The sequence below is a fragment of the Streptomyces sp. NBC_00203 genome, assembly GCF_045206325.1.
GTDB lineage: Bacteria > Actinomycetota > Actinomycetes > Streptomycetales > Streptomycetaceae > Streptomyces > Streptomyces lutosisoli.
Genome location: NZ_CP108126.1, coordinates 4927756 through 4950256, shown reverse-complemented (window position 1 = coordinate 4950256; position 22501 = coordinate 4927756). Strand labels below are relative to the sequence as shown.

The window sequence follows — 22501 nt, the reverse complement described above, 5'->3', positions numbered from 1 at the left end:
TGCCGCGGGGCGAATGCGGCGTGCATGCGGCTTGCATGCGGCGCGCATATGGCTTGATCGCAGCCCGCGGTGCGGAATGTGGTGCTTGAAGGCGCGCTCCGTCCCCAACAGGGGGTGCGCACAAGGAAGGCGTACGAAGATGTCGTACGAAGACGTCGTACGAAGAAAGCGCAGGCGGGGCTCTACCCCGCCCCGGCCTCACTCGGAGGCCGGGCAACCAACTCGCTCACGGCACAAGGCCGACCCGGCAGTCATGGGAGTCACGCTAATGCCGGGTGCGGCCATAATGCAATGGGCTATTCCATGCCCGGGCATGTCCAAGCGATTTCGCGCATGTTTTCAGGCATCCAGGGCGGCGACTTCCAGTTCGCCGAGGCGGTCCGGGTCGGCGATGACGTCGATTCCGGTGATCAGGTCGTCGTCCGTGAGCGTGAAGGTCAGGACCAGGCGGAGGCGGCCGAGGGGGGCCATGGCCAGGCCGACCGTTCCGTCGAGGAGGGCGGGGCCGGTGAAGTGGGCGCGGCCGGTGGCGGCCATCGCGCCCTTGGCGACGGTGATCGCGCCGCTGACGACGACCGGTTCCGGGGTGGGGATGACGAACGTGTCGGCGTGCAGGACGACGTCCGGGTGGAGGAGGGCGACCAGAGCCTCGAAGTCGCCGCCGCGGGTCGCGGCGAGGAAGGCGTCGACGACGCGGCGCCGGCGGGTCAGATCGGCCTCGGGCAGCGGGGAGGCTCCCTTGACCCGGCGCCGGGCGCGGCTCGCGAGCTGCCGTACGGCGGCGGGTGAGCGTTCGAGCATCGGGCCGATGTCGTCGAAGGGCACGGCGAACATGTCGTGCAGGACGAAGGCGAGCCGTTCCGCGGGGGAGAGCGTGTCGAGGACGACGAGCAGCGCCACGCCGACGGAGTCGGCCAGCACGGCTTCCTCTTCCGGGTCGCCGCCGTCCTCCGGGGCGACGGCCGGGTCGGTGAGCCGTACGTCGAGAGGTTCCTCGCGCTGCCGCTCGCGCGTGCGCAGCAGGTTCAGGCACACCCGCGCCACGACCGTCGTCAGCCACCCGGCGATGTTCTCGACGTCGTCGGTGTCGGCACGGCTGGCGCGCAACCAGGCTTCCTGGAGCGCGTCATCGGCCTCGCTCACCGAGCCGAGCATCCGGTAAGCCACCGCCCGCAGATGCGTCCGGTGCTCCTCGAAACGCTCTGCCAGCCATGCGCTCTCGCCCACCGTGTCACATTCCTTCCGCGCGGGGTGTCAGAGGAATAGAACACCGAGAACCCGCTGAGGGGACAGGGATTTCGAACCTCCCGTCCTCACGAACCTGGGAGCAGCCATGACCTCCACCCCCGCAACCGTCCTGGTCACCGGCGGCACCGGCACGCTGGGAAGCCTCGCCGTCCCGCTGCTGCGCGAGGCCGGCCGCGACGTACGGGTGCTGAGCCGGCACGCCCGCGAGGCCGCCGACGGCGTCGAGTACGTGGCCGTCGACCTGTTGAAGGGCGAGGGCATCGACGCCGCGCTGACCGGCGTCGACACCGTCCTGCACCTCGCGGGCGGCCCCAAGGGCGACGACATCGCGACCCGTAATCTGGTGCGGGCCGCGCGGACCGCGGGCGTACGGCACCTCGTGTACATCTCGGTCGTCGGCGCGGACCGCGTCCCGCTGGCCTGGCTCAGGTCGAAGCTGGACGCCGAGCGGACCATCGCGGAATCCGGGGTGCCGTGGACGACACTGCGGGCCGCCCAGTTCCACGAACTGACGCTGAAGATGGTGCAGACGATGGCGAAGATGCCGGTCTTCCCGGTCCCCGGCGGGCTGCGCCTCCAGCCGGTCGACGCGCGCGACGTCGCGGCCCGCATCGCCGAACTCACCCTCGGCAGCCCGGCCGGCCTGGTGCCCGACCTCACCGGACCCCAGGTGTACGGCCTGGACGACCTGGCCCGCGGCTACCTCAAGGCCCGCGGCAAGCGCCGCCCGATGATGCCGCTCCGCATCCCCGGCAAGGCGGGACGTGCCTACCGCGCGGGCGACAACCTGTCGCTGGCCGGAGCGGACACCGGCAAGCGGAGCTGGGAGGACTTCTTGGCGGAGCGGGTGGGCTAGGGCTGCCTGGGGTCTGTCCGGCGGATCATGCTTGCCCTGCGCACGAATGCCGTTCGCGCGGCGGAAAACCCCTCCACCCCGCCACGCACTGCTCCATATGATCACCGCATGATCGAAGGCAAGCTGGTACGGCTCAGGGCGTTGCGCGCCGACGACGTGGACGCCCAGGTGCGCTGGCGCAACGACCCCGAGGTCGTGCACTGGGCCACCGGCGGTGACCCGCTCTTCGGCCCCGTCACCCGGGAGGCGGTGGCGCACTTCCACGAGGTCCGGCTGCGCGACGACCCGCGCGCGCAGCAGACGTTCACCGTGGAGGACCTGGCCGACGGCCGCGCGATCGGCATGGTCGACTACCGCGACCTCGATTCCTTCGCAGGCCGGGCGACGGTCGGTATCACCATCGGCGAACGCGACCGCTGGGGCGGCGGCTACGGCTCCGAGGCCCTCCGCCTCCTGCTGGACCACCTCTTCGGCGCCCTGCGACTGCACCGCGTCGAACTCGACACCTGGAGCGGCAACGAGCGTGCCCTGCGCGCCTTCCGCGCGGTCGGGTTCGTGGAGGAGGGGCGGCGCCGGGAGAGCGTACGGGTGGGCGACGAGTGGTACGACGGCGTGGAGTTCGGACTCCTCCGGGAGGAGTGGACGTCCCGGGGTTGAGGGGCCGTAGAGAGCGCGTCTATCCTGCGGATATGGACGGAAACGCGCCGCGTCCACTTCTCTTCCTCGACGTCGACGGACCACTCATCCCGTTCGGGGCAGGGCCGGAGCAGTACCCGGACGGATACCCGACGTACCCGGCGCCCCTGGCACCCCCGGTGTCCCCGATGCACCGGACACGCCTCGGGCCACAGCCGGCCGCGGTGAACCCACTGCTGACCAGGATCAACCCGGCCCATGGCCCGCGACTGGCGGCGTTGCCGTGCGATCTGGTGTGGGCCACGACCTGGATGGCTGACGCGAACGAGTGCGTCGCGCCGTGGCTCGGCCTGCCGGAACTGCCGTTCGTGAGCTGGCCGGACCCCTCCGACTCCGACGAGGCCGAGTGGGGTGCGCCGCACTGGAAGACCCGCGCGCTCGTCCACTGGGCGTCCGGCCGCGACTTCCTCTGGGTCGACGACGAGATCACCGACGCCGACCGGACCTGGGTCGCCGCCCACCACCGGGGGCGAGCACTGCTGCACCGCGTGGATCACCGCCACGGCCTCACGGACGCGAACTTCGCCGCCCTCGAAGAGTGGCTGACTCATTTCTGAGGGCGGCGAAGTCTGCGTCCGTGAGGGCCTCCGTCAGGCGCCGACGTACGTCGCGAGGTGCTCGCCGGTGAGGGTGGCGCGGGTGGCGACGAGGTCGGCGGGGGTGCCCTCGAAGACGATCTTGCCGCCGTCGTGGCCGGCGCCGGGGCCGAGGTCGATGATCCAGTCGGCGTGCGCCATGACCGCCTGGTGGTGCTCGACGACGATGACCGACTTGCCGGAGTCGACGATCCGGTCGAGCAGGCCGAGCAGATGCTCGACGTCGGCGAGGTGGAGGCCGGCGGTCGGCTCGTCGAGGACGTAGATGCCGCCCTTCTCGGCCATGTGGGTGGCCAGCTTGAGCCGCTGCCGCTCGCCGCCGGACAGTGTGGTGAGCGGCTGGCCGAGGGTGATGTAGCCGAGGCCGACGTCGGCGAGCCGGGTGAGGATGCGGTGCGCGGCCGGTGTGGCCGCCTCCCCGGCGCCGAAGAACTCCTCCGCCTCCGTCACCGACATCGCCAGCACCTCGCTGATGTCGCGGCCACCGAGGTGGTAGTCGAGGACCGATGCCTCGAACCGCTTCCCCTCGCACTCCTCGCAGGTGGTGGCGACGCCGGCCATCATCGCCAGGTCGGTGTAGATGACGCCGGCGCCGTTGCAGGTGGGGCAGGCGCCCTCGGAGTTCGCGCTGAACAGCGCCGGCTTCACGCCGTTGACCTTGGCGAACGCCTTGCGGATCGGGTCGAGCAGTCCGGTGTACGTCGCCGGGTTGCTGCGCCGGGAACCCTTGATGGCTCCCTGGTCGACCGACACCACACCCTCGCCGGCCGGGATCGACCCGTGCACGAGCGAGCTCTTGCCGGAGCCGGCGACGCCGGTCACGACGGCGAGCACCCCGAGCGGGATGTCGACGTCGACGCCCCGCAGGTTGTGCGTCGTCGCGCCCCGGATCTCCAGGGCGCCGGTGGGCTTCCGCACGGTCTCCTTGACGGTGGCCCGGTCGTCGAAGTGGCGGCCGGTGATGGTGCCGCCGGTCCGCAGCCCCTCGACGGTGCCCTCGAAGCAGACGGTGCCGCCCGCCGTACCCGCGCCGGGGCCGAGGTCGACGATGTGGTCGGCGATCGCGATCGTCTCCGGCTTGTGCTCCACGACGAGCACCGTGTTGCCCTTGTCCCGCAGCCGCAGCAGCAGGTCGTTCATCCGCTGGATGTCATGGGGGTGCAGGCCGATGGTGGGCTCGTCGAAGACGTAGGTGACGTCGGTGAGCGAGGAGCCGAGGTGGCGGACCATCTTGACGCGCTGCGCCTCGCCGCCGGACAGCGTGCCCGCCGGCCGGTTGAGCGAGAGGTAGCCGAGGCCGATCTCCACGAACGAGTCGAGGGCGTGCCGCAGCGCGGTGAGCAGTGGCGCGACCGACGGCTCGTCGAGCCCGCGGACCCACTCGGCCAGGTCGCTGATCTGCATCGCGCAGGCGTCGGCGATGCTGATCCGCTTGATCTTCGACGAGCGGGCCCCCTCGTTGAGCCGGGTGCCGTCGCACTCGGGGCAGGTCGTGAACGTGACCGCCCGGTCCACGAACTCCCGGATGTGCGGTTGCATGCCCTCCCGGTCTTTGGCGAGCATCGACTTCTGGATCCGTGGGATCAGACCTTCGTAGGTCATGTTGATGCCCGCGATCTTCATCCGGGTCGGCTCGCGGTGGAGGAAGTCGTGCAGTTCCTTCTTGGTGAACTTGCGGATCGGCTTCTCCGGGTCGAAGAAGCCCGACTCGCTGTAGAGCCGGGAGTTCCAGCCGCCCCCGGTGTAGCCGGGGACCGTGATCGCGCCCTCGGCGAGCGACTTGGAGTCGTCATAGAGCTGGGTGAGGTCGAGATCGGTGACCGAGCCCCGGCCCTCGCAGCGCGGACACATGCCGCCGGTGATGCTGAAGCTGCGCCGCTCCTTGACCTTCTGTCCGCCGCGCTCCATGGTGACCGCGCCCGCCCCGCTGATCGAGGCGACGTTGAAGGAGAACGCCTTGGGCGAGCCGATGTGCGGCTTCCCGAGCCGGCTGAAGAGGATGCGCAGCATCGCGTTGGCGTCGGTGGCGGTGCCGACGGTGGAGCGGGGGTCGGCACCCAGCCGCTGCTGGTCGACGATGATCGCGGTCGTCAGCCCGTCGAGGACGTCGACCTCCGGCCGCGCGAGCGTCGGCATGAAGCCCTGTACGAACGCGCTGTAAGTCTCGTTGATCAGCCGCTGCGACTCCGCGGCGATCGTGTCGAACACCAGCGAACTCTTGCCCGAGCCGGAGACACCGGTGAACACCGTCAGCCGGCGCTTCGGGATCTCGATGGTGACGTCCTTGAGGTTGTTCACACGCGCGCCGTGCACGCGGATCAGGTCGTGGCTGTCGGCGGCAGCGGCGTGCGGCGCAGGCGACTTCGCGTCCGTCCTCGTGGCCATGCTCATCGTGTCTCCCTCTCGTGGGCCTCTTGGGCGGGGCCGCCTTCGCGGTCTCCGTCGGCGTCGCCTGGATCGACCTGACCGGCTGCGAGTAGCCGGCTGCGAGTAGTACGTCCGTTTTTGGCCGCGACCGCCGGACGGCTCGGCGGAGCGCGTTGAAGCCTGTGACGGTCAGGCTAGTTGCGGCTCCGTGCCCCGCGCTTCTCGAATCCTGATCGGTACGGGAATCCTGCCCGGTCCGGTGGTCGGGTGGCCCGGCGGTCCGGTGATCCGGAGGGTCGTCAGAGGGCCGCCGTCAGCTCTTCCGGTCGACCGGTGGCCGGCGTGCCTCTTTCGCCTCGCGGGTGACCGCCCAGGCATCCGCCACGGGACCCACGTGCCCGAGCTTGTCTGGGTTGATCACCGAGCGGATCGCCTGGATCCGTCCGTCGAGGATGTCGAGCCCCAAGGTGTTGACGACCTTGCCGTCCCGGTCACGGACGACCGCGCCCGGCTGGCCGTTCACCTCGTGCGGCTCCACCACGCCGCCGATACGGACGAACGGCGTGGCGATCGCGGCGAGCAGCCGGGCCACGTTCTCGGCGCCGAAGATGCCGCTGCCCCACTGCGGGGCCTTGCCGCCGCTGTCCCCGACCATCGACACGTCGGCGGCGAGCAGCTCCCGCAGCCCGTCGACGTCCCCTTCTCTGAACGCGTCGAAGAATCGCCCGGCGAGTTCCTCGCGCTCCCTGCGGTCGGCCTCGAACCGGGGCCGGCCCGCGTCCATGTGGCGCCGCGCCCGCACCGCGAGCTGGCGGCACGCCGCCTCCGACCTCCCCACCGCCGACGCGACCTCGGGAAAGCCGAAGCAGAACACCTCCCGCAGTACGAAGACCGCGCGCTCCAGCGGGCTGAGCCGCTCCAGCAGCAACAGGGCCGCCATCGACACCGAGTCGGCCAGCTCCGCCGACCGCGCCGGATCCTCGTAGGGGTCGGTCAGCAGCGGCTCGGGGAACCACGGCCCGACGTACTCCTCCCGCCGGACACGGGCCGAGCGCAGTACGTCGATCGAGACCCGGGTGACCACGGCCGAGAGGAAGGCCTTGGCCGACGCGGGCTGTGCCGGGGACGCCTCGAAGCGCAGCCAGCTCTCCTGGACCGCGTCCTCGGCCTCGCTCACGCTGCCGAGGATCCGGTAGGCGATCGAGAACAGCAGCGGCCGTAGCTCCTCGAACTCCTCGGTCCGGGTCACGCCAGTTCCTCCTTGAAGCCCTGGCGCCACGAGGGGTAGCGCGGCTCCCAGCCGAGCTCCCGCCTGGCCTTGGCGTTGGAGAAGCCGCGCCCCTCGGTCATCATCACCACCGCCTGTTCCCCGGCCAGCAGCCGGGCCAGCCACTTGGGCACTCGCATCGGCCGCTTCGCCCCCGCGCACGCCGCGAGATACGGCAGCCACTCGCTCGCCGGGGCCGGGTCGTCGTCGACGATGTTGAACACGCCCCGCGCCCTCTGCTCCACGGCCAGGACGGTAGCGCTCGCCGCGTCGTCGAGATGCACCCACGAGCTGTAGCCGGTGGAGCGCCCGACGAGCGGGAACTGCCGCTTGCGGATGAGCTCGACCTGGTCGTCGATGGCGTACGGCCCGTAGAACGCGCCGTATCGCATCACCGCGCCGCCGGCCTTGAGGACCACCTCCTCGACGTGGCGTATCGCCTCCATCCCCGCCTGCGCGGCCGTTCCCTTCATCAGGTCCAGCGGGTCCTCCTCGGTCTTGACCCAGCCGCCCTGGCGGATACCGTTCCAGCCGGCGTAGCCCTGCGCGACGACATGGGAGACGCCGGTCGCCTCGGCGGCGGCCAGCAGGTGGTCCGTCCCCTCGGTGCGCAGCCGGTTGGTGGTGGCGAACCAGCGGTCCGGGTGCTTCAGATCGGGCTTGCCGGCGTGAGCGGGACTGATGGCGGTCATCTGGTGCACGATCACGTCGGGCCGGGCCGCGGCCACCGCCTCACCGACCGACACCGCGTCCAGCCCGTCCATCACGACCCCCACCGCGCCCAGCTGCTCCAGCAGGCCCAGCTTGGCCGCGCTCGTCGTCGAAGCCGTCACCTGGTGCTCCCGGGCCACGAGCTGCGGCACCAGCCGCCGCCCCAGGACCCCGGCCCCGCCTGCCACGAACACCCGCATGACCATCACCTTCACCTCCTGATTCCGGCATTGGCTCTCATTCCGGAGACGAGACAGCCCGGGCGTCTGTGACATGGGGAGCGTGGACAGGTGGGTGGCGATCGTGGATGTCACATATGCGGGCCCGGCGGTGTCTTCATGCCGAACAGCCCAACAGGCAGATGTCCAAGGCAGATTGTCCAAGGAGGACACCATGGCGCTACGCGTCCCCAAGGCTGAGCTCCCCGCCGAGCTCAGCGAAAACATGATCAAGCAGCTCGGTGCCGTGGCCGAGCCCGTCGAGGTGGTGTGGCACAGCCCCAAGGTCGCCACGTCCAACCTGGAGTTCTCGGCCAAGCTGGCCGAGTGGGACGCGGCCGACGCGAGCCTCAAGTCGTTCGCGCACATGGCCGTCGCGGCACAGGTCGGCTGCGGCTGGTGCCTCGACGTCGGCTACTTCCAGGCGCAGAACCAGAACCTGGACCTGGCCAAGGCGAGCCAGGTGCCGCGCTGGCGCGAGTCGGAGGTGTTCACGCCGCTGGAGCGGGACGTGCTGGAGTACGCCGAGGCGATGACGAACACGCCGCCGACCGTCACCGACGAGCTGCATGAGGGCCTGCTCGACCGGCTCGGCCCGGCCGCGATGGTCGAGCTCACCGCGTACATCGCCTTCGTCAACATGGCGACCAGGAACAACAATGCGAACGGGATCACCTCGCAGGGCTTCTCCGATGCCTGCGAGATTCCGCTGGCCGCGCGGCCGGAGAACTCCGACGTAGCGTCGACGGCATGACCGAGGATCCGTTCGTCACCCATCGCAGCCTGTTGTTCACGGTCGCCTACGAGATGCTCGGGTCGGCGGCCGACGCGGAGGACGTGCTCCAGGAGTCCTGGCTGCGGTGGGCCGACGTCGACCGGTCGCAGGTGCGTGACCCGCGGGCGTACCTCGTCCGGACCGTCACACGGCAAGCGCTCAACCGCCTGCGGACGTTGTCGCGCAGCCGCGAGGAATACGTCGGCGAGTGGCTGCCGGAACCGCTGCTGACCAGCCCCGATGTCGCCGAGGACGTCGAACTCGCGGAGAGCGTGTCGATCGCGATGCTGACCGTCCTGGAAACGCTCGGGCCGACGGAGCGGGCGGTGTTCGTGCTCCGCGAGGTCTTCGACATGCCGTACGGCGAGATCGCCGAGGCCATCGGGAAGTCCTCGGCCACGGTGCGGCAGATCGCGCGGCGCTCACGCGAGCATGTCGCGGCTCGGCGGCCACGGGCGCGGGTGAGCCGGTCGGAGCAACAGGCAGTGGTGGAGCGGTTCCTGGCCTCGTTGCGCACCGGGCAGTTGCAGGAGCTGATGGAGGTCATGGCGCCGGACGTGGTCCTGATCGCCGATGGCGGCGGGTTCGCGGCCGCCGCGCTGGCTCCGCTCCACGGGGCCGAACTGGTGGCGACGGTGCTCGCGCGCGCGGACCGGGTGACGGCCGCGTTCGAGACGACGACGGTGTGGCTCAACGGCGCGCCCGCGGGCCGGTTCGAGGTCGACGGCGAGCCGACCGCGGTGAGCCTCGTGGTGGAGAACGGGCAGGTCACCCGGATCTACCTGATGAGAAACCCGCGGAAGCTGACGCGGCTGGACGAACCGGCGGAACTCGCCAGGTAGCCCGCCGCCGCTCCGGCAAGGAGAGGAAGGGAATGGTAAAGGCAAGGCGCGGCTTCCCTGTCGCGTTACTGAGCGACCTCCGGTTCGGCGTACGCGAAGTCGTACACGGCCCATTCGGTGACCGGGCGGTATCCGATGCGCTGGTAGAGAGCGTTGCTGGTGGGGTTGGCCGGGTTCGCGTGCAGCACGACGTCCGTGGCGCCCGCGGCCAGCGCGGCCCGGCTCACCTCGACCGTCGCGGCGCCCGCGTAGCCGCGACCGCGCAGGTGGGCCGGGGTGTAGACGGGGTCCACCTGGATCACGCCGGCGACCATCGGGTTCACGCCCGCCATGGAGACGGGCGTGCCGTCCGGGCTCTCCCAGAAGGTGAAGCGTTTGTCGGCGAAGCGTGTGCCGGCCCAGGAGCCGGCGTCGATGGTGACGGCTTCCCCGACGTCCGTGGCGAACTCACGGCACCAGCGCATGAGTTGCTCATGGTCCTGCTCGCCCACGGGCCGGCCCCGGCCCGCTGGGACCGGCTGCGGTGGGGTGAGCGTGCCGAGGCGGTACAGGCGGATCCGTGTGCGGAGTGCCGGCGTCGCGCCTGTGTGCCGCTGCCAGGCCTCGGCGAAAGCGGTGGCGGTGTCGTGGGTCGCGCTGACGTAGGGAAGGGAGTGACCGAGGGAGGCCAGGTGGGCGGCGAGGATGTCGGCCTGCTCGGGGGTGAGGGGGGTGAGGCCCAGGCCGAGGGACGGGAGGCGGTGGAGGGTGGCGCGGACCTCGCCCGCTCGCTCCAGCCGGCCGAAGAGGGGGGCTTGGGTGCCGTATGCGGCCGCCCCGCGTGTGCGCAGTCTCTGGATCGCTGTCAGCGGCGTGACGTGCAGGGCGGGCCGTGAGCGCAGGAACCCTCCGGCCCGGGCGAGAAAGTCGTCGACGTCTTCGGTGAGGTGCCAGTCATCCGGGCGCATGCTTCATGATTTCCGATGCGCTCACCGTGGGGATCGCGAATGCCCGAAGAGCGCCGCACCCGGCGTCCGGGCCCGCGCGAAGTTCCGGCCCGGACGGCATCGAGGTTGATCCGCTGGGAGACCCGGTCGGCGCTGCCGCCGTTCTTCGCGGCCTGGAGGGCGAGTCGACCTTCGTGATTGTGCTGCGGGCCGGCGCCACTAGGGGCATGTCCGGTGGGTCGAGGGTGGTGCGGGTGCACGCCGCGAGGTATCGCCAACCGCCTGAAAATCCGTGGAACCGCACCCTCGTGTGCCGTTACCGTTCTCCCGCCCACAGTCGCCCTGCCAAGGACGTGCCGTTGTACACCAAGTGAGACCCCCCGAGCGCTGATCCGTCGCGCGTCGCACATGTGCGCCGTGCCCCTTTTCGCTGCGGTCTTCTCACTGGAACCGGTGTATCTCTGTGTCCAAAAACTGGGTGGTCGTGCCCACCTGCCTGCCGATCGTGAACGTGCGTTCCGTACGGCCCGAGGTCCTGAACCTGCTGCACGACAACGACCCCGGCCTGCCGGCCGAGCTGCTCCAGGACCCCGCCGTACGGCGCCGCGACGTGGGCGGCTCGGGTCGAACCGGGCGGCCGGCCTGGCAGTCGCCGTACGGTCCGCCGCCGTATCGGGCGCACCGCGGCCGGTGGGCACCGGTGCCGGGGTTGGCCTGGCCTCGGTCCGTTTTGCGGCGCGGATACCTGTGCGACCGGTGCGTCTGAGCGCCGAAGGGTTCGGCTCTTCGCGAGCCCAGGTCGAGAGACTGCCCGCCGAGGGGAACCTCGTGTCGACAGTCCGCCTGAGCGGCAAGCTCTCGGGCGACTTCACCTTCATGCTCAAGCGCTGAGTCCTTCCGGCCCGGGGCCTGTCCGGCAGTATCCGATCCGCCGGACAGGTCCTGGCGACACCCGACCGAGTGGCGTGGCGCACTATTGCAAGCAAGGTGCTTGCAATAGTTAGCGGAGTTGGTGCAAGGTAGGGGCATGGCATCGCTCAACGTCGGCAATCTTGGTGAGTATCTGCGGGAACAGCGGCGCAGCGCGCAGCTGTCACTGCGGCAGCTCGCCGACGCCGCCGGGGTGTCCAATCCGTATCTGAGCCAGATCGAGCGCGGGCTGCGCAAGCCGAGCGCGGAGGTGTTGCAGCAGGTCGCCAAGGCGCTGCGGATCTCCGCCGAGACGCTGTACGTGCGGGCCGGCATCCTCGACGCCGAGCGGGACCGGGACGAGGTGGAGACGCGCGCCGTCATCCTCGCCGATCCCACGCTGAACGAGCGGCAGAAGCAGGTGCTGCTCCAGATCTACGAGTCCTTCCGCAAGGAGAACGGGTTCGAGATCACGCAGGACGCGAATCAGGACGCGGCCCAGGGTGCGAACTGGGACGCGAACCAGAGCGCGGCGCAGGACATATCGGATGCCCAGCACCCGCAGGACACCGCCGCCCGCGGCCCCCGCACGGCCGACGGCAGCGATGCCGATCCGCAGCAGACCGCCAGTTGAACAGCACCGCCGGAAAGACCACCGACAGGCCGGTCCGTCGCCGATCACCCAAACCCTCAGCTGAAAGCGAATACCGGAGGACCATCGCCATGGCCATCACCGACGACATCCGCAAGGCCGCCACGGACCCGACCCCGCTCTACTTCCTCGCCGGCACCGCCGACCTGGCCGTCCAGCAGGCCAAGAAGGTCCCCGGCATCGTGGAGCAGATCCGCGCCGAGGCCCCGGCGCGCATCGAGACCGTGAAGAACATCGACCCGAACGCCGTCCAGGAGAAGGCCGCCGCCCGCGCCAAGGAGGCGCAGGAGACGATCCAGGCCAAGGTGACGGAGTTCATCGGCACCCTCGACACCGACCTGAAGAAGCTCGGTGAGTCCGCTCAGGACCTCGCCCTGCGCGGTGTCGGCGTCGCCGCCGAGTACGCCGTCAAGGCCCGGGAGACGTACGAGAAGGTCGCCGAGCACGGCGAGCAGACCGTGAAGACCTGGCGCGGCGAGGCCGCCGAGGAGATCGAGGAGCTGGCCGCGGTCGTCGAGCCGAAGGCCGAGCCGGTCGAGGTCAAGGACGAGGAGCAGCCGGCCGAGGCCGCCGCCGAGCCCGCCGCGGCCAAGAAGACGGCCGCCAAGAAGGCCCCGGCCCGCAAGGCCACCGCCAAGAAGACGACGTCGCCCGCCAAGTAAGCGAGCGACGGCAAGACTGTTTCGCCGTACGAAGACGGGCCGGGCACTCTCAGAGTTCCCGGCCCGTTCTCCGGGTACGGTGGGCTTAGAGACGACTCGACCCGGGCGGTGGGCATTGTGCTGTTGACGGCATTCGGCGGCTTCATGTGGCTGATCTTCACGGCCATGCTGGTGCTCGCCGTGGTGGCACTGGTGTTGGCCGCGGTGGCCCGCGAGGACGCCTACCGCGCTGCTGACAAGCAGAACAAGATGTTCTGGCTGATCATCCTCGGCATCACGGTGGCCGTGAACCTCTGGGTGCCGATGCTCTTCGTGCAGATCGCGGGCCTGGTCGCCACGATCGTCTTCTTCGTCGACGTCCGCCCCGCCCTCCGCCAGGTCTCCGGCGGCGGCGGCCGCGGCCGCCGTGGCGGAAGCAGCAGCGACGGCCCGTACGGCCCCTACAACGGCGGCCGCTGACCCCGTCGCTGACCCCCGTCAGGGAGTCCGGTCCCCCCGTCGCTGACCTCCGTCAGGGAGTCCGGTCCAGCAACAGCACCGCCACGTCGTCCGTCAGCTCCCCGCCGTTGAGCTCGCGTACCTCGCTCACCGCCGCGCGCAGCAGTTCCTCGCCCTCCAGCCCCTGGGCGAGCTGACGGCGGACCATGTCCACCATGCCGTCCTGGCCGAGCCGCTCCTTGCCCTCGCCGATGTGGCCCTCGATCAGACCGTCGGTGTAGAGCATCAGGCTCCAGGCGGCACCCAGCTCCACCTGCATCCGCGGCCAGCGGGCGTGCGGCACCAGACCGAGCGCCGGTCCGTTGTTCTCGTACGGCAGGAGTTCGGCGGGCCGGCCCGGGCGGGCGATCAGCGGGGACGGGTGGCCGGCCAGGCAGAGCCCGGCGCGGCGGCCGTCCGGTGCGATGTCCACGGTGCAGACCGTCGCGAAGATCTCGTCGTTCTCACGCTCGTGCTCCAGGACCTGCTGGAGGGTCGAGAGGAGTTCGTCTCCGCACAGGCCCGCGAACGTCAGCGCGCGCCAGGCGATGCGCAGCTCCACGCCGAGCGCCGCCTCGTCGGGCCCGTGCCCGCAGACATCACCGATCATCGCGTGCACGGTTCCGTCGGGCGTACGGACGGTGTCGTAGAAGTCGCCGCCGAGCAGCGCGCGGGAGCGGCCCGGGCGGTAGCGCGCGGCGAAGCGCAGCGGGGAGCCCTCCAGGAGGGGTGTCGGCAGCAGACCGCGTTCCAGGCGCGCGTTCTCCTGGGCGCGCAGCTTCGACTCGGTGAGCCGTCGCTCGGCCTTGTCGGAACGTTTCCGCTCCACCGCGTACCGGATCGCGCGGCTCAGCAGCCGTCCGTCCAGCTCGTCACGGAAGAGGTAGTCCTGGGCACCGACGCGCACCGCCTCCGCGCCGCGCTCGGCGTCCCCCGACGCGGTGAGCGCGAGGACGGCGTGCCGGGGCGCGAGCCGCAGCACATGCTTGAGCGTGGCCAGCTCGTCGTCGCCGGCGGCGGCCCGGCCCGACACCGGCAGGGCGAGGTCGAGCAGGATGCAGTGGACGTCGTCGGTCAGCAGCCGCTCGGCCTCGGTGAGGTTGCGGGCGGTACGGATACGGATCGGCTTGCCCGCCGCGTCGAGCATGTCGGGCACGCCGAGCGAACCGGCCGGGTCGTCCTCGATGACCAGCAGGGTCAGGTTGGTGGTGCTGTCGAGAGGGCTGGTGGCGCGAGGCGCCGGTGCTGCCAGGGTCGGGCCGCCGGCCGGGCCTCCGGAGGGGCCGCCGGGCGAGAACGCGGCTAGAGCCTGACCACTCTCCACGGCCGGGATCGCTCTCTGCCGCGGTACGGGTACGGGCATCGTCTGGGTTCCTTCCCTCCCCCCGAGGGCGTGGTGGGGCGAAGGTCCTCGACACCCACCGACGGGGACCATAGCGCCAGCCGGTGCCGCAACGGAATGGTGTGCGGCACGGCGTCCGGCAAACGGCCACCGTCATATGCCGCATCCTGTACCGCACTTGGACAGGATGCGGTTCCCCCTGGGATGACGAAGGTCACGTCCGGAAGGTTGATCCGGGAGGGCAACCGTGTGGTGCGTCACGTGGGGCGCGTCACCTGGGGCGCCTCACGTGGATACGCGGCCGCTCCACGCAGGGTGAGTACGGCGCCGATCCGCACGGGATTGGGGCGGGATGGGGTGGAATGGGATGAGTGCGCCGCCGGTCCCCTGCCCGGCAGACGTCACGCGTCCGGTCGTACGACCCCCAGGATCGGCATCGACCCCGCTCCCGTGATCGTCACCGTCCGCCCGGGCCTCGGGGCGTGCACGATCGCGCCGTCACCCATGTACATCCCGACATGGCTGGCGTCGTCGAAGTAGATGATCAGGTCGCCGGGGCGCATGTCCTTGATGTCGACGCGGGTGAGCTGCTTCCACTGCTCCTGCGAGGTGCGGGGGATGCCGTGTCCGGCGGACGCCCAGGCCTGGGAGGTCAGCCCCGAGCAGTCGTACGACCCCGGGCCCTCGGCTCCCCACTCGTACGGCTTGCCGATCTGGCCGGTCGCGTACTTCACGGCCTTCTTGCCCTGCTCGGACGCCTTGCTGTTGATCTCCGCGAGGACGCCGGAGCTCAGCCAGGCGGTCTGTGCCTGGTAGGCGGCCTCTTCCTCCAGCTTCGCCAGCCGCTCCTTCTCCTCCTTCTCCAGCTGGGACTCCAGCTTCTCGGCGGCGGCGATCCGCTCCTTGATCTTCTTCTTGGCCTCGGCCTTGGTCTTGCGGTTGGCCTCCAGCTTCTTCCACTGCGTGGAGGCGTCCTTCGCGTACTGCTCAAGGTCCTGCTGGGTGCGGGTCATCTCCGCGAGCAGCCCCTTGGTCGCGTGCTCGCCCTGCCGCACGCGCCCCGCACCGTCCAGGAACTCCTGCGGGTCGTCGCTCAGCCACAGCCGGGCCTCGGGCGGCAGCCCGCCCCCGCGGTACTGCGCACGGGCCGCGGCGCCCGCCCGGTCCTTCAACTTGTCCAGTTTCGCCTGGCCCTTGACGATCTCGCGGGCCAGATCGACGATCTCGGCGGACTGCTTCTGGGCCTTCTCCTCCGCCGCGTTGTACGCGTCCGTGGCCACCGCCGCCGCGTGGTAGAGCTTGTCGAGCTTCTTGCGGACGGCTTCAAGGTCCTTGTTGCTCGCGGGTGTCGGTGTCGCCGTGGGGGTCCGGGTCGGTGTGGGTGTCGGGCTCGCATACGCCACGCCGGGTGCCGCCAGCACTGCGCAGGCACATGCGCACGCCAGGGCCATGGCCATCGTGGTCAGGCTCCGCTTGCCGGATCCCATTACTCCGCCCCCAAACTGATTTACCGTCAGTAACTTACGGACGCCTGGGGGATCGTGCCATGTCGGCGCGCAATGCGACAGAGGCGGGCAAGAACTCCCTTCCCCCCAACCCGCCTCCACAAGACGATCTCCCCGCCTGTGTGACGAACCAGTCACGGAGTTCGTTCCCCGCAGGTCAGACGCCTGGATCGGTCCCGGATGGTCGTTCGGCGCGGGCCGCGATCACATGCGCGGCGACAACGCCTCCCAGCGCACGGTGACTTCGCCCTGCCGCCAGCGCGTCACCCCGTCCGCCACCGGCCAGCCGGCCGTCAGGTCGCGGACCGCGCGTATCCAGCGCTGCCGGGCGCCGTACGAGGCGTAGGGCGCGGCGGCCGCCCAGGCGCGGTCGAAGTCGCGCAGGAACGCGTGCACGGGTTCGCCCGGGACGTTGCGGTGGATGAGGGCCTTCGGCAGACGTTCGGCGAGGTCGGACGGGCGGTCCAGGGAGCCGAGGCGGGTGGCGAAGGTGACCGTGCGGGGGCCCTCCGGGCCGAGCGCGACCCAGACGTGCCGGCGGCCGATCTCGTCGCACGTGCCCTCGACGAGCAGGCCGCCCCGGGAGCCGGTCGCGGGGTTCGCCGGTGCGAGGCGGGCGCACAGGCGCTGCCAGACCTCGGCCACCTGCTCCTCGTCGTACTGGCGCAGTACGTTCGCCGCGCGGATGAGTGCCGGGCTGCCCTGCACCGGTACCTCGAAGCCGCCGTGCCGGAAGACGAGACCCTCGCGCTCGTACGGGCGCGCGGCCGCCACCCTCGCCGGTTCGATCTCGACGCCCACCACGCGCGCGCGTGGGGCGACGGTGCGCAGCCGCGCCAGCAGCTCGACCGCGGTCCAGGGGGCGGCGCCGTAGCCGAGGTCGACCGCCACGGGGTCGGTGGCGCGGCGGAGTTCGGCGCCGTGTACCGCCGCGATCCAGCGGTCCATGCGGCGCAGGCGGTTGGGGTTCGTCGTCCCACGCGTCACGGTCCCCACGGGGCGGGACGCTGCGCGGGCTGTCATACGCACGAGGGTATGCGCCCAAGGGTTTCGCCCCCGCCGCCCCTACCCGTCCCATCCCGTTCCTGGGGGCTGCGCCCCCAGACCCCCTGGGTTGTCTGTCGTCTGCGGGACGGTGGGGGTTGCTCGCGCAGTTCCCCGCGCCCCTAAGAGCACCCGGGGCGGGCCGGGGGCGACGGGGCGCAGCCCCGAGCCGTTAGGGGCGCGGGGAACTGCGCGCCCAGCCCCCACCCACCCGCAGCCGAACAAACAACCCCAGCCCACCCCCACCCAAGGGGCACCCACCCGCAGCCGGCCAACAACCCACCCCACCCTCGAACGGTTGAGCGACCACCGGTAATGATTCGGCAAAGAGGAAATGGAGCAGCACCCTCCGGCGTTCCCCCTGTCGGAGGGCGCACTGCACCCTCCGACAGGCATGCCCGCAGCGAGGAGGAACGCCACGTGAGCCAGTACGTCGGCAGGCTCGGGCGACGCTCCCCGGCGGCGCCCTCCCGGCTCAGGCTGCACCGCAGGCCCCGTCGCGTCGCGATGCTCTCCGTACACACCTCACCCCTGCACCAGCCCGGCACGGGCGACGCGGGCGGCATGAACGTGTACATCGTGGAGCTGGCGCAGCGTCTCGCCGCGATCAACATCGAGGTCGAGATCTTCACGCGGGCCACCACGGCCGCCCTGCCGCCGACGGTCGAGCTCGCGCCCGGCGTCCTCGTCCGGCATGTCGACGCCGGCCCCTATGAGGGCCTCGCGAAGGAAGAGCTGCCCGCCCAGCTGTGCGCCTTCACGCACGGCGTCATGCAGGCCTGGGCCGGTCACCGCCCCGGCTACTACGACCTGGTGCACTCCCACTATTGGCTCTCCGGCCACGTCGGCTGGCTCGCCGCCGAGCGCTGGGGCGCGCCCCTGGTGCACGCGATGCACACCATGGCCAAGGTCAAGAACGCCGCGCTGGCCGAGGGGGACACCCCCGAGCCCGCCGCCCGTGTCATCGGCGAGACCCAGATCGTGCGCGCCGCCGACCGCCTCATCGCGAACACCGCGGAGGAGGCCGACGAACTCGTACGCCACTACGAAGCCGACCCCGGCAAGGTCGCCGTCGTCCACCCGGGCGTGAACCTGGACCGCTTCCGGCCCGCCGACGGCCGCGCCGCCGCCCGTGCCCGCCTCGGCCTCCCGCAGGACGCCCTGATCCCCCTCTTCGCGGGCCGCATACAGCCCCTGAAGGCCCCCGACGTGCTGCTGCGCGCGATCGCCGTCCTCCTGGACGAGCGCCCCGAGCTGCGCTCGAACATTGTGGTCCCCATAGTGGGCGGTCCCAGCGGCAGCGGTCTCGCCAAGCCCGAGGGGCTGCAGAAGCTCGCCGCGCGGCTCGGTGTCGCCGACGTCGTACGCTTCCGGCCGCCCGTGGGGCAGGAGCAGCTCGCGGACTGGTTCCGGGCCGCTTCGGTGCTGGTCATGCCCTCGTACAGCGAGTCCTTCGGACTGGTCGCCATAGAGGCACAGGCGGCCGGTACGCCGGTGCTCGCGGCCGAGGTCGGCGGGCTGCCCGTCGCCGTGCGCCACCAGGAGACCGGCTTCCTGGTCAAGGGCCACGATCCCGCCGCCTACGCGCGCGTGCTGCGTGATTTCGCGGACGACGAGACGCTTGCGGCACGGATGGGAGCCGCCGCCGCGCGCCACGCGGAGCACTTCGGCTGGGACACCGCGGCGGCGGCCACGGCGGACGTCTACACGGCGGCGATGCAGGCCCACAGGCGTCGCGTACGCTCCCACCATGGCTGACGTACAGCAGGCGGCGCAGGTCGTCGAGGGGGTCCTGAAGGACGCCGAACTCGAATGGGAGAGCCCCGAGAGCGGCCACTACGTGGTGAAGCTCCCCGGCACCCGGAAGCTGTCGACCACCGTCTCGCTGATCGTCGGCAGGCACTCGCTGTCGCTGAACGCCTTCGTGATCCGCCACCCCGACGAGAACGAACCGGGCGTCCACCGCTGGCTCCTGGAGCGCAACCTCAAGCTCTATGGGGTCGGTTACGCGGTCGACTCCCTCGGCGACATCTATGTGACCGGAAAACTGCCGCTGGCCGCCGTCACCCCGGACGAGATCGACCGCCTCCTCGGCTCGGTCCTGGAGGCCGCCGACGGATCGTTCAACACGCTCCTTGAGCTCGGTTTCGCCTCCGCGATCCGCAAGGAGTACGCCTGGCGGGTGTCCCGCGGCGAGTCGACCCGCAACCTGGACGCGTTCACGCATCTGACTCAGCGTCCCGCCAACTGACCTCCCTCGCCCACTGATTAGCAGCTGCGTGCCCCCTTCCCAGCCTGGGGTCCCCGTGGCATGCTCACCGCCGACGCAGATCTGAACGTCGTTCACATCCATGGAAGGCGATGGAGGGCGGACGGGTATGAGCAACGGGTATACGGGCAAGGCGCATGCGGGCAACGCGCATACCGGCAACGGGTATTCGGGCATCACCAGACGCAGCCTGCTCGGCGGCGCCACAGCCGTCGTGGCCGTCGCCGTGACCGGCGGGACGGCGACAGCCGCCGCACCATCCGCACCATCCGCATCGGCCGCACCATCCGCGCCACAAGGGCAAGTGCCGGCCCTCTGGAGGGAGTTCACCCGCACCCCCTTCACCCACCCGCAGATCCCGTACGTCGGCAGGTCCGGCCGCGGCGGCGGGGCGAAGCGCTTCCCCCGCCGCCCTGTCGTGGTCGACGTACGCGACTACGGAGCCGTGGCCGACGACGGCACCACGGACTGCGCCCCCGCGATCAACCGTGCCATCGCTGCCGCCGGAAGGGCCGGCGGTGGCACGGTTCTCATCCCGCCCGGCACCTTCCGCATCGACGACCTGATCCGCGTCGGACACTCGAACGTCGTACTGCGCGGCGCCGGCAGCGACCGTACGAAGCTGTACGCGACCAAGAACCTCACCGAGCTGATCGGCGTCTACGGATCCCGTTACGGCGGCGACAAGTCGTCCTGGTCCTGGGCGGGCGGACTCATCTGGTTCTGCCCGACGGACCGCTTCACGACGCTGACGACCGCCATCAAGGCGAAGGCCTGGCCCTTCGAAGGCTGGACCGGCAACAAGCGCGACGAGTGGCAGACGCTGACGACGGTCGAACCCGCACGTCAGGGCTCCTGGACGGTGACGGTCGCCGACGCCTCCGCGCTGAAGCCGGGCGGGCTGGTCCTCCTGCGCCTCGCCGACGACGCCGGCCACACGCTCCTGGAGCACATGGCGGGCGGCGGCCCGGGCCCCGAGGCGTACTACTGGGACGACAAGACGAAACTGACGTCGTACGTCCCCTACGAGTGGCCCGTCCGCATCGCGCACGTCCACGGCCGCAAGGTCACCCTCGAACGGCCCCTCCCGCTCGACGTACGCCCCGAATGGGACCCGCGTCTGACCACCCACGTACAGGAACTGACCGGTTCGGGAGTCGAGGGCCTCACCCTGGAGGCCGTGGAAACCCCGCAGTCCCCGCACCTCCTCGACAAGGGCTACAACGGGGTGGTCTTCCAGTGCGCGTACGACTGCTGGGCCGACGACATCGTCGTACGCCATGTGGACAACGGCTTCGGCCTCGTCGCCGCCTCCGCCTGCACCCTGCGCCGTACGACGGTCGCGGGCCGCGGCTCGCACCACCCGTACTTCTGCCGCGAGGGCTCGCACGACAACCTCATCGAGGACTTCACGATCGAGCAGCGCACGGTGCCGGCCCCCGCGGGAACCCAGCTCCACGGCATCAACGTCGAGGGCCTGTCCTCCTCCAATGTCTGGTCGCGCGGCGACATGCAGATGGGCACCTTCGACTCCCACCGCGGCATGCCCTTCGCCAACGTCCGCACGGACATCACGGTGAACAACAACGGCCGCCACGGCGGCGACGCCAGCGCGGGACCGCTGTTCGGCGCCCGCTTCACCCACTGGAACATCCGCGTCACCAACGCCCGCGCCGGCCTGATGAAGATCGACGGCCTCGCGCCCTACTCCGCCACCGTCGGCGTCAACGAGGTGACGGAGTTCGACCAGACCGACGTACCCGACTTCACCGGAGACCTCCACGCGCGCGTGGAGCTGTACGGCACCACCGACGTCGTACGCCCGCGCAATCTGTACGAGGCTCAGCGCGAGCTGGAGCGATAGCGGCCGGGGGAGACCCCCACCAACCGCCTGAAGTGACGCGTCAGATGGGACTGGTCGTAGAAGCCGGTCGCCGTGGCCACTTCGGCCGGTTTTCCGCCCTCCAGGAGGAGCCGGCGGGCGCGGTCGACGCGGCGGGACATCAGGTACTGGTGCGGGGCGATGCCGTACGCACCGCTGAACGCCCGTACCAGGTGGGCGGGATGGGCGTGCACGAGCGCGGCCGCCTCGTCGAGGGCGATGCCCTGGACGAGGCGTGCGTCGAGGAGTTCGCGCAGACGGTGCGCGAGCGGAGGGTCGGCGCGCGGGAGTTCCGCGCTGATCCGGGGGCGCAGATGGCCGCGCAGCCGCTCGGCGATCAGGGTCAGCCTGCTCGCGGCCTCCAACTCGTCCCCGGGGTGCCCGAGCGCCGTGTGCAACTGCCCGACGCGGCGCCGCAGTACGGGATCCACCACGTCGGGCCCGTCTACCGCGGGCCCGATGAGTTCCTCGGCGAGATGCGTGCTGTCGAGATACAGGACCCGCTTGCGAAAACCGTGCTCGGTGACCGGCGACCCGTTGTGCGGCACGTGCGGCGGCAGCAGCGACACCGTGTCGTGCGGGGTGCCGTGCTCATGCCGGTCGAGGTCGTACCGCACGGCACCGGAGTCGACGATCAGCAGCGTCCACGCCTCGTGTACGTGCATGGGATACGCGTACTCGGTGTAGTGGGCGTGGAAGACCTCCACGACACCCGGGACGTGCGGGCGCCACGCGGTGATCTCCCGCTGAGGGGCCGGAAGGGCCTGAGGGGCCATGCAAAGAACGTACAAGACGAGGTCGTACGGCGTCGGACAGTCTCAGTGCATGAGTGAGCAGCCCATCCGCTTCGACACCAAGATCGCCATACTGCTGCGGGAGGACCTGGAGCCCTGGCAACGACTTAATGTGACCGCTTTCCTGGTCAGCGGCCTGGGGACGGCGGTTCCCGAGGTGATCGGAGAGCCGTACGCCGACGCGGACGAGGTCGCCTATCTGCCGATGTTCCGCCAGCCGGTCCTCGTCTTCGAGGGCACCAAGGAGACGCTGACGGCAGCCCACGCGCGCGTGCTGTCCCGCGCCCTGCCCCGAGCCGCCTTCACGTCCGACCTCTTCACCACCGGCAACGACCGCGACAACCGGGCGGCCGTGCGGGCCGTACCGACGGGGGAGCTGGACCTTGTGGGGCTCGCGGTGTACGGGCCGAAGAACGCAGTGGACAAGGTGATGAAGGGGGCGCGGATGCACCCTTAGTGCTGA

Annotated in this window: 21 protein-coding genes and 1 pseudogene; 13 read left to right on the top strand and 9 right to left on the bottom strand. The window is 70.7% G+C overall.

What is annotated here, in order from left to right; translation table 11 throughout:
- Positions 1-339: 339 nt before the first annotated feature.
- A complete protein-coding gene (locus OG975_RS22175) occupies positions 340-1227 on the bottom strand; it encodes a sigma-70 family RNA polymerase sigma factor (RefSeq protein WP_406331070.1) in 888 nt (295 codons plus the stop codon).
- 106 nt (positions 1228-1333) lie between these two features.
- Here OG975_RS22175 and OG975_RS22170 point away from each other — a divergent pair, with 106 nt between their 5' ends.
- The 3 genes from OG975_RS22170 (at position 1334) to OG975_RS22160 (ending at position 3357) form a co-directional block, all read left to right on the top strand.
- Positions 1334-2104, top strand: coding sequence for an SDR family oxidoreductase (locus OG975_RS22170; protein WP_406331069.1), 771 nt, complete (start codon positions 1334-1336; stop codon positions 2102-2104).
- A gap of 108 nt (positions 2105-2212) precedes the next feature.
- A complete protein-coding gene (locus OG975_RS22165) occupies positions 2213-2761 on the top strand; it encodes a GNAT family N-acetyltransferase (protein WP_381259516.1) in 549 nt (182 codons plus the stop codon).
- A gap of 32 nt (positions 2762-2793) precedes the next feature.
- Complete coding sequence (locus tag OG975_RS22160; RefSeq protein ID WP_406331068.1) at positions 2794-3357, top strand: HAD domain-containing protein; 564 nt, start codon at positions 2794-2796, stop codon at positions 3355-3357.
- Between the two features lie 33 nt (positions 3358-3390).
- On the opposite strand, the gene OG975_RS22155 is transcribed toward OG975_RS22160, so the two are convergent.
- The 3 genes from OG975_RS22155 to OG975_RS22145 form a co-directional block, all read right to left on the bottom strand.
- On the bottom strand, positions 3391-5787 hold the full coding sequence (locus tag OG975_RS22155) for an ATP-binding cassette domain-containing protein (protein ID WP_406331066.1): 2397 nt from the start codon (positions 5785-5787) through the stop codon (positions 3391-3393).
- A gap of 289 nt (positions 5788-6076) precedes the next feature.
- Positions 6077-7012, bottom strand: coding sequence for an RNA polymerase sigma-70 factor (locus tag OG975_RS22150; protein ID WP_406331065.1), 936 nt, complete (start codon positions 7010-7012; stop codon positions 6077-6079).
- Entirely contained in the window at positions 7009-7947 is a 939-nt protein-coding gene (locus tag OG975_RS22145) for an NAD-dependent epimerase/dehydratase family protein (protein WP_406331064.1), read from the bottom strand. The genes OG975_RS22150 and OG975_RS22145 overlap by 4 nt, the downstream gene beginning before the upstream one ends.
- A 187-nt stretch (positions 7948-8134) precedes the next feature.
- On the opposite strand from OG975_RS22145, the gene OG975_RS22140 reads away from it, so the two are divergent.
- Complete coding sequence (locus OG975_RS22140; RefSeq protein WP_406331063.1) at positions 8135-8713, top strand: carboxymuconolactone decarboxylase family protein; 579 nt, start codon at positions 8135-8137, stop codon at positions 8711-8713.
- A complete protein-coding gene (locus OG975_RS22135; RefSeq protein ID WP_406331062.1) occupies positions 8710-9576 on the top strand; it encodes an RNA polymerase sigma-70 factor in 867 nt (288 codons plus the stop codon). The genes OG975_RS22140 and OG975_RS22135 overlap by 4 nt, the downstream gene beginning before the upstream one ends.
- Before the next feature lie 65 nt (positions 9577-9641).
- On the opposite strand, the gene OG975_RS22130 is transcribed toward OG975_RS22135, so the two are convergent.
- A complete protein-coding gene (locus OG975_RS22130; protein ID WP_406331061.1) occupies positions 9642-10523 on the bottom strand; it encodes a GNAT family N-acetyltransferase in 882 nt (293 codons plus the stop codon).
- Between the two features lie 442 nt (positions 10524-10965).
- Here OG975_RS22130 and OG975_RS22125 point away from each other — a divergent pair.
- From OG975_RS22125 to OG975_RS22110, 4 genes and pseudogenes are all read left to right on the top strand, one after another.
- A pseudogene (locus tag OG975_RS22125) lies at positions 10966-11393 on the top strand (DUF1062 domain-containing protein).
- A gap of 136 nt (positions 11394-11529) precedes the next feature.
- Positions 11530-12045, top strand: a complete 516-nt coding sequence (locus OG975_RS22120) for a helix-turn-helix domain-containing protein (protein WP_406331060.1) — start codon at positions 11530-11532, stop codon at positions 12043-12045.
- 89 nt (positions 12046-12134) lie between these two features.
- The gene (locus tag OG975_RS22115) at positions 12135-12725 is read left to right on the top strand and encodes a hypothetical protein (protein WP_406331059.1); all 591 of its coding nucleotides are present in this window, start codon (positions 12135-12137) and stop codon (positions 12723-12725) included.
- 117 nt (positions 12726-12842) lie between these two features.
- The gene (locus OG975_RS22110; RefSeq protein WP_406331058.1) at positions 12843-13184 is read left to right on the top strand and encodes a DUF2516 family protein; all 342 of its coding nucleotides are present in this window, start codon (positions 12843-12845) and stop codon (positions 13182-13184) included.
- 52 nt (positions 13185-13236) lie between these two features.
- On the opposite strand, the gene OG975_RS22105 is transcribed toward OG975_RS22110, so the two are convergent.
- The 3 genes from OG975_RS22105 to OG975_RS22095 all read right to left on the bottom strand — a co-directional run bounded on the left by OG975_RS22105 (position 13237) and on the right by OG975_RS22095 (position 17072).
- Positions 13237-14565 carry a PP2C family protein-serine/threonine phosphatase gene (locus OG975_RS22105; RefSeq protein WP_406331057.1) on the bottom strand — a complete coding sequence of 443 codons (1329 nt, stop codon included), beginning with the start codon at positions 14563-14565 and terminating at the stop codon, positions 13237-13239.
- Between the two features lie 380 nt (positions 14566-14945).
- Entirely contained in the window at positions 14946-16031 is a 1086-nt protein-coding gene (locus tag OG975_RS22100; RefSeq protein WP_406331056.1) for an NlpC/P60 family protein, read from the bottom strand.
- Between the two features lie 222 nt (positions 16032-16253).
- Positions 16254-17072 (bottom strand): class I SAM-dependent methyltransferase, encoded by an 819-nt coding sequence (locus OG975_RS22095; protein ID WP_406331055.1) that lies wholly within the window; start codon positions 17070-17072, stop codon positions 16254-16256.
- Between the two features lie 441 nt (positions 17073-17513).
- Here OG975_RS22095 and mshA point away from each other — a divergent pair, with 441 nt between their 5' ends.
- The 3 genes from mshA (at position 17514) to OG975_RS22080 (ending at position 21226) form a co-directional block, all read left to right on the top strand.
- A complete protein-coding gene (gene mshA / locus OG975_RS22090) occupies positions 17514-18851 on the top strand; it encodes a D-inositol-3-phosphate glycosyltransferase (protein WP_406331054.1) in 1338 nt (445 codons plus the stop codon).
- Positions 18844-19344 carry a YbjN domain-containing protein gene (locus OG975_RS22085; RefSeq protein ID WP_381259476.1) on the top strand — a complete coding sequence of 167 codons (501 nt, stop codon included), beginning with the start codon at positions 18844-18846 and terminating at the stop codon, positions 19342-19344. Before mshA ends, OG975_RS22085 begins: the two co-directional genes overlap by 8 nt.
- A gap of 127 nt (positions 19345-19471) precedes the next feature.
- On the top strand, positions 19472-21226 hold the full coding sequence (locus tag OG975_RS22080; protein ID WP_406331053.1) for a glycosyl hydrolase family 28-related protein: 1755 nt from the start codon (positions 19472-19474) through the stop codon (positions 21224-21226).
- Here OG975_RS22080 and OG975_RS22075 read toward each other — a convergent pair.
- Entirely contained in the window at positions 21205-22020 is an 816-nt protein-coding gene (locus OG975_RS22075) for an AraC family transcriptional regulator (protein ID WP_406331052.1), read from the bottom strand. The two genes, OG975_RS22080 and OG975_RS22075, sit on opposite strands and share 22 nt — an antisense overlap.
- On the opposite strand from OG975_RS22075, the gene OG975_RS22070 reads away from it, so the two are divergent.
- Positions 22019-22495: a DUF2000 family protein gene (locus OG975_RS22070; RefSeq protein ID WP_406331051.1), complete on the top strand. Its 477-nt coding sequence runs from the start codon at positions 22019-22021 to the stop codon at positions 22493-22495. The genes OG975_RS22075 and OG975_RS22070 overlap by 2 nt on opposite strands.
- Positions 22496-22501: the final 6 nt, after the last annotated feature.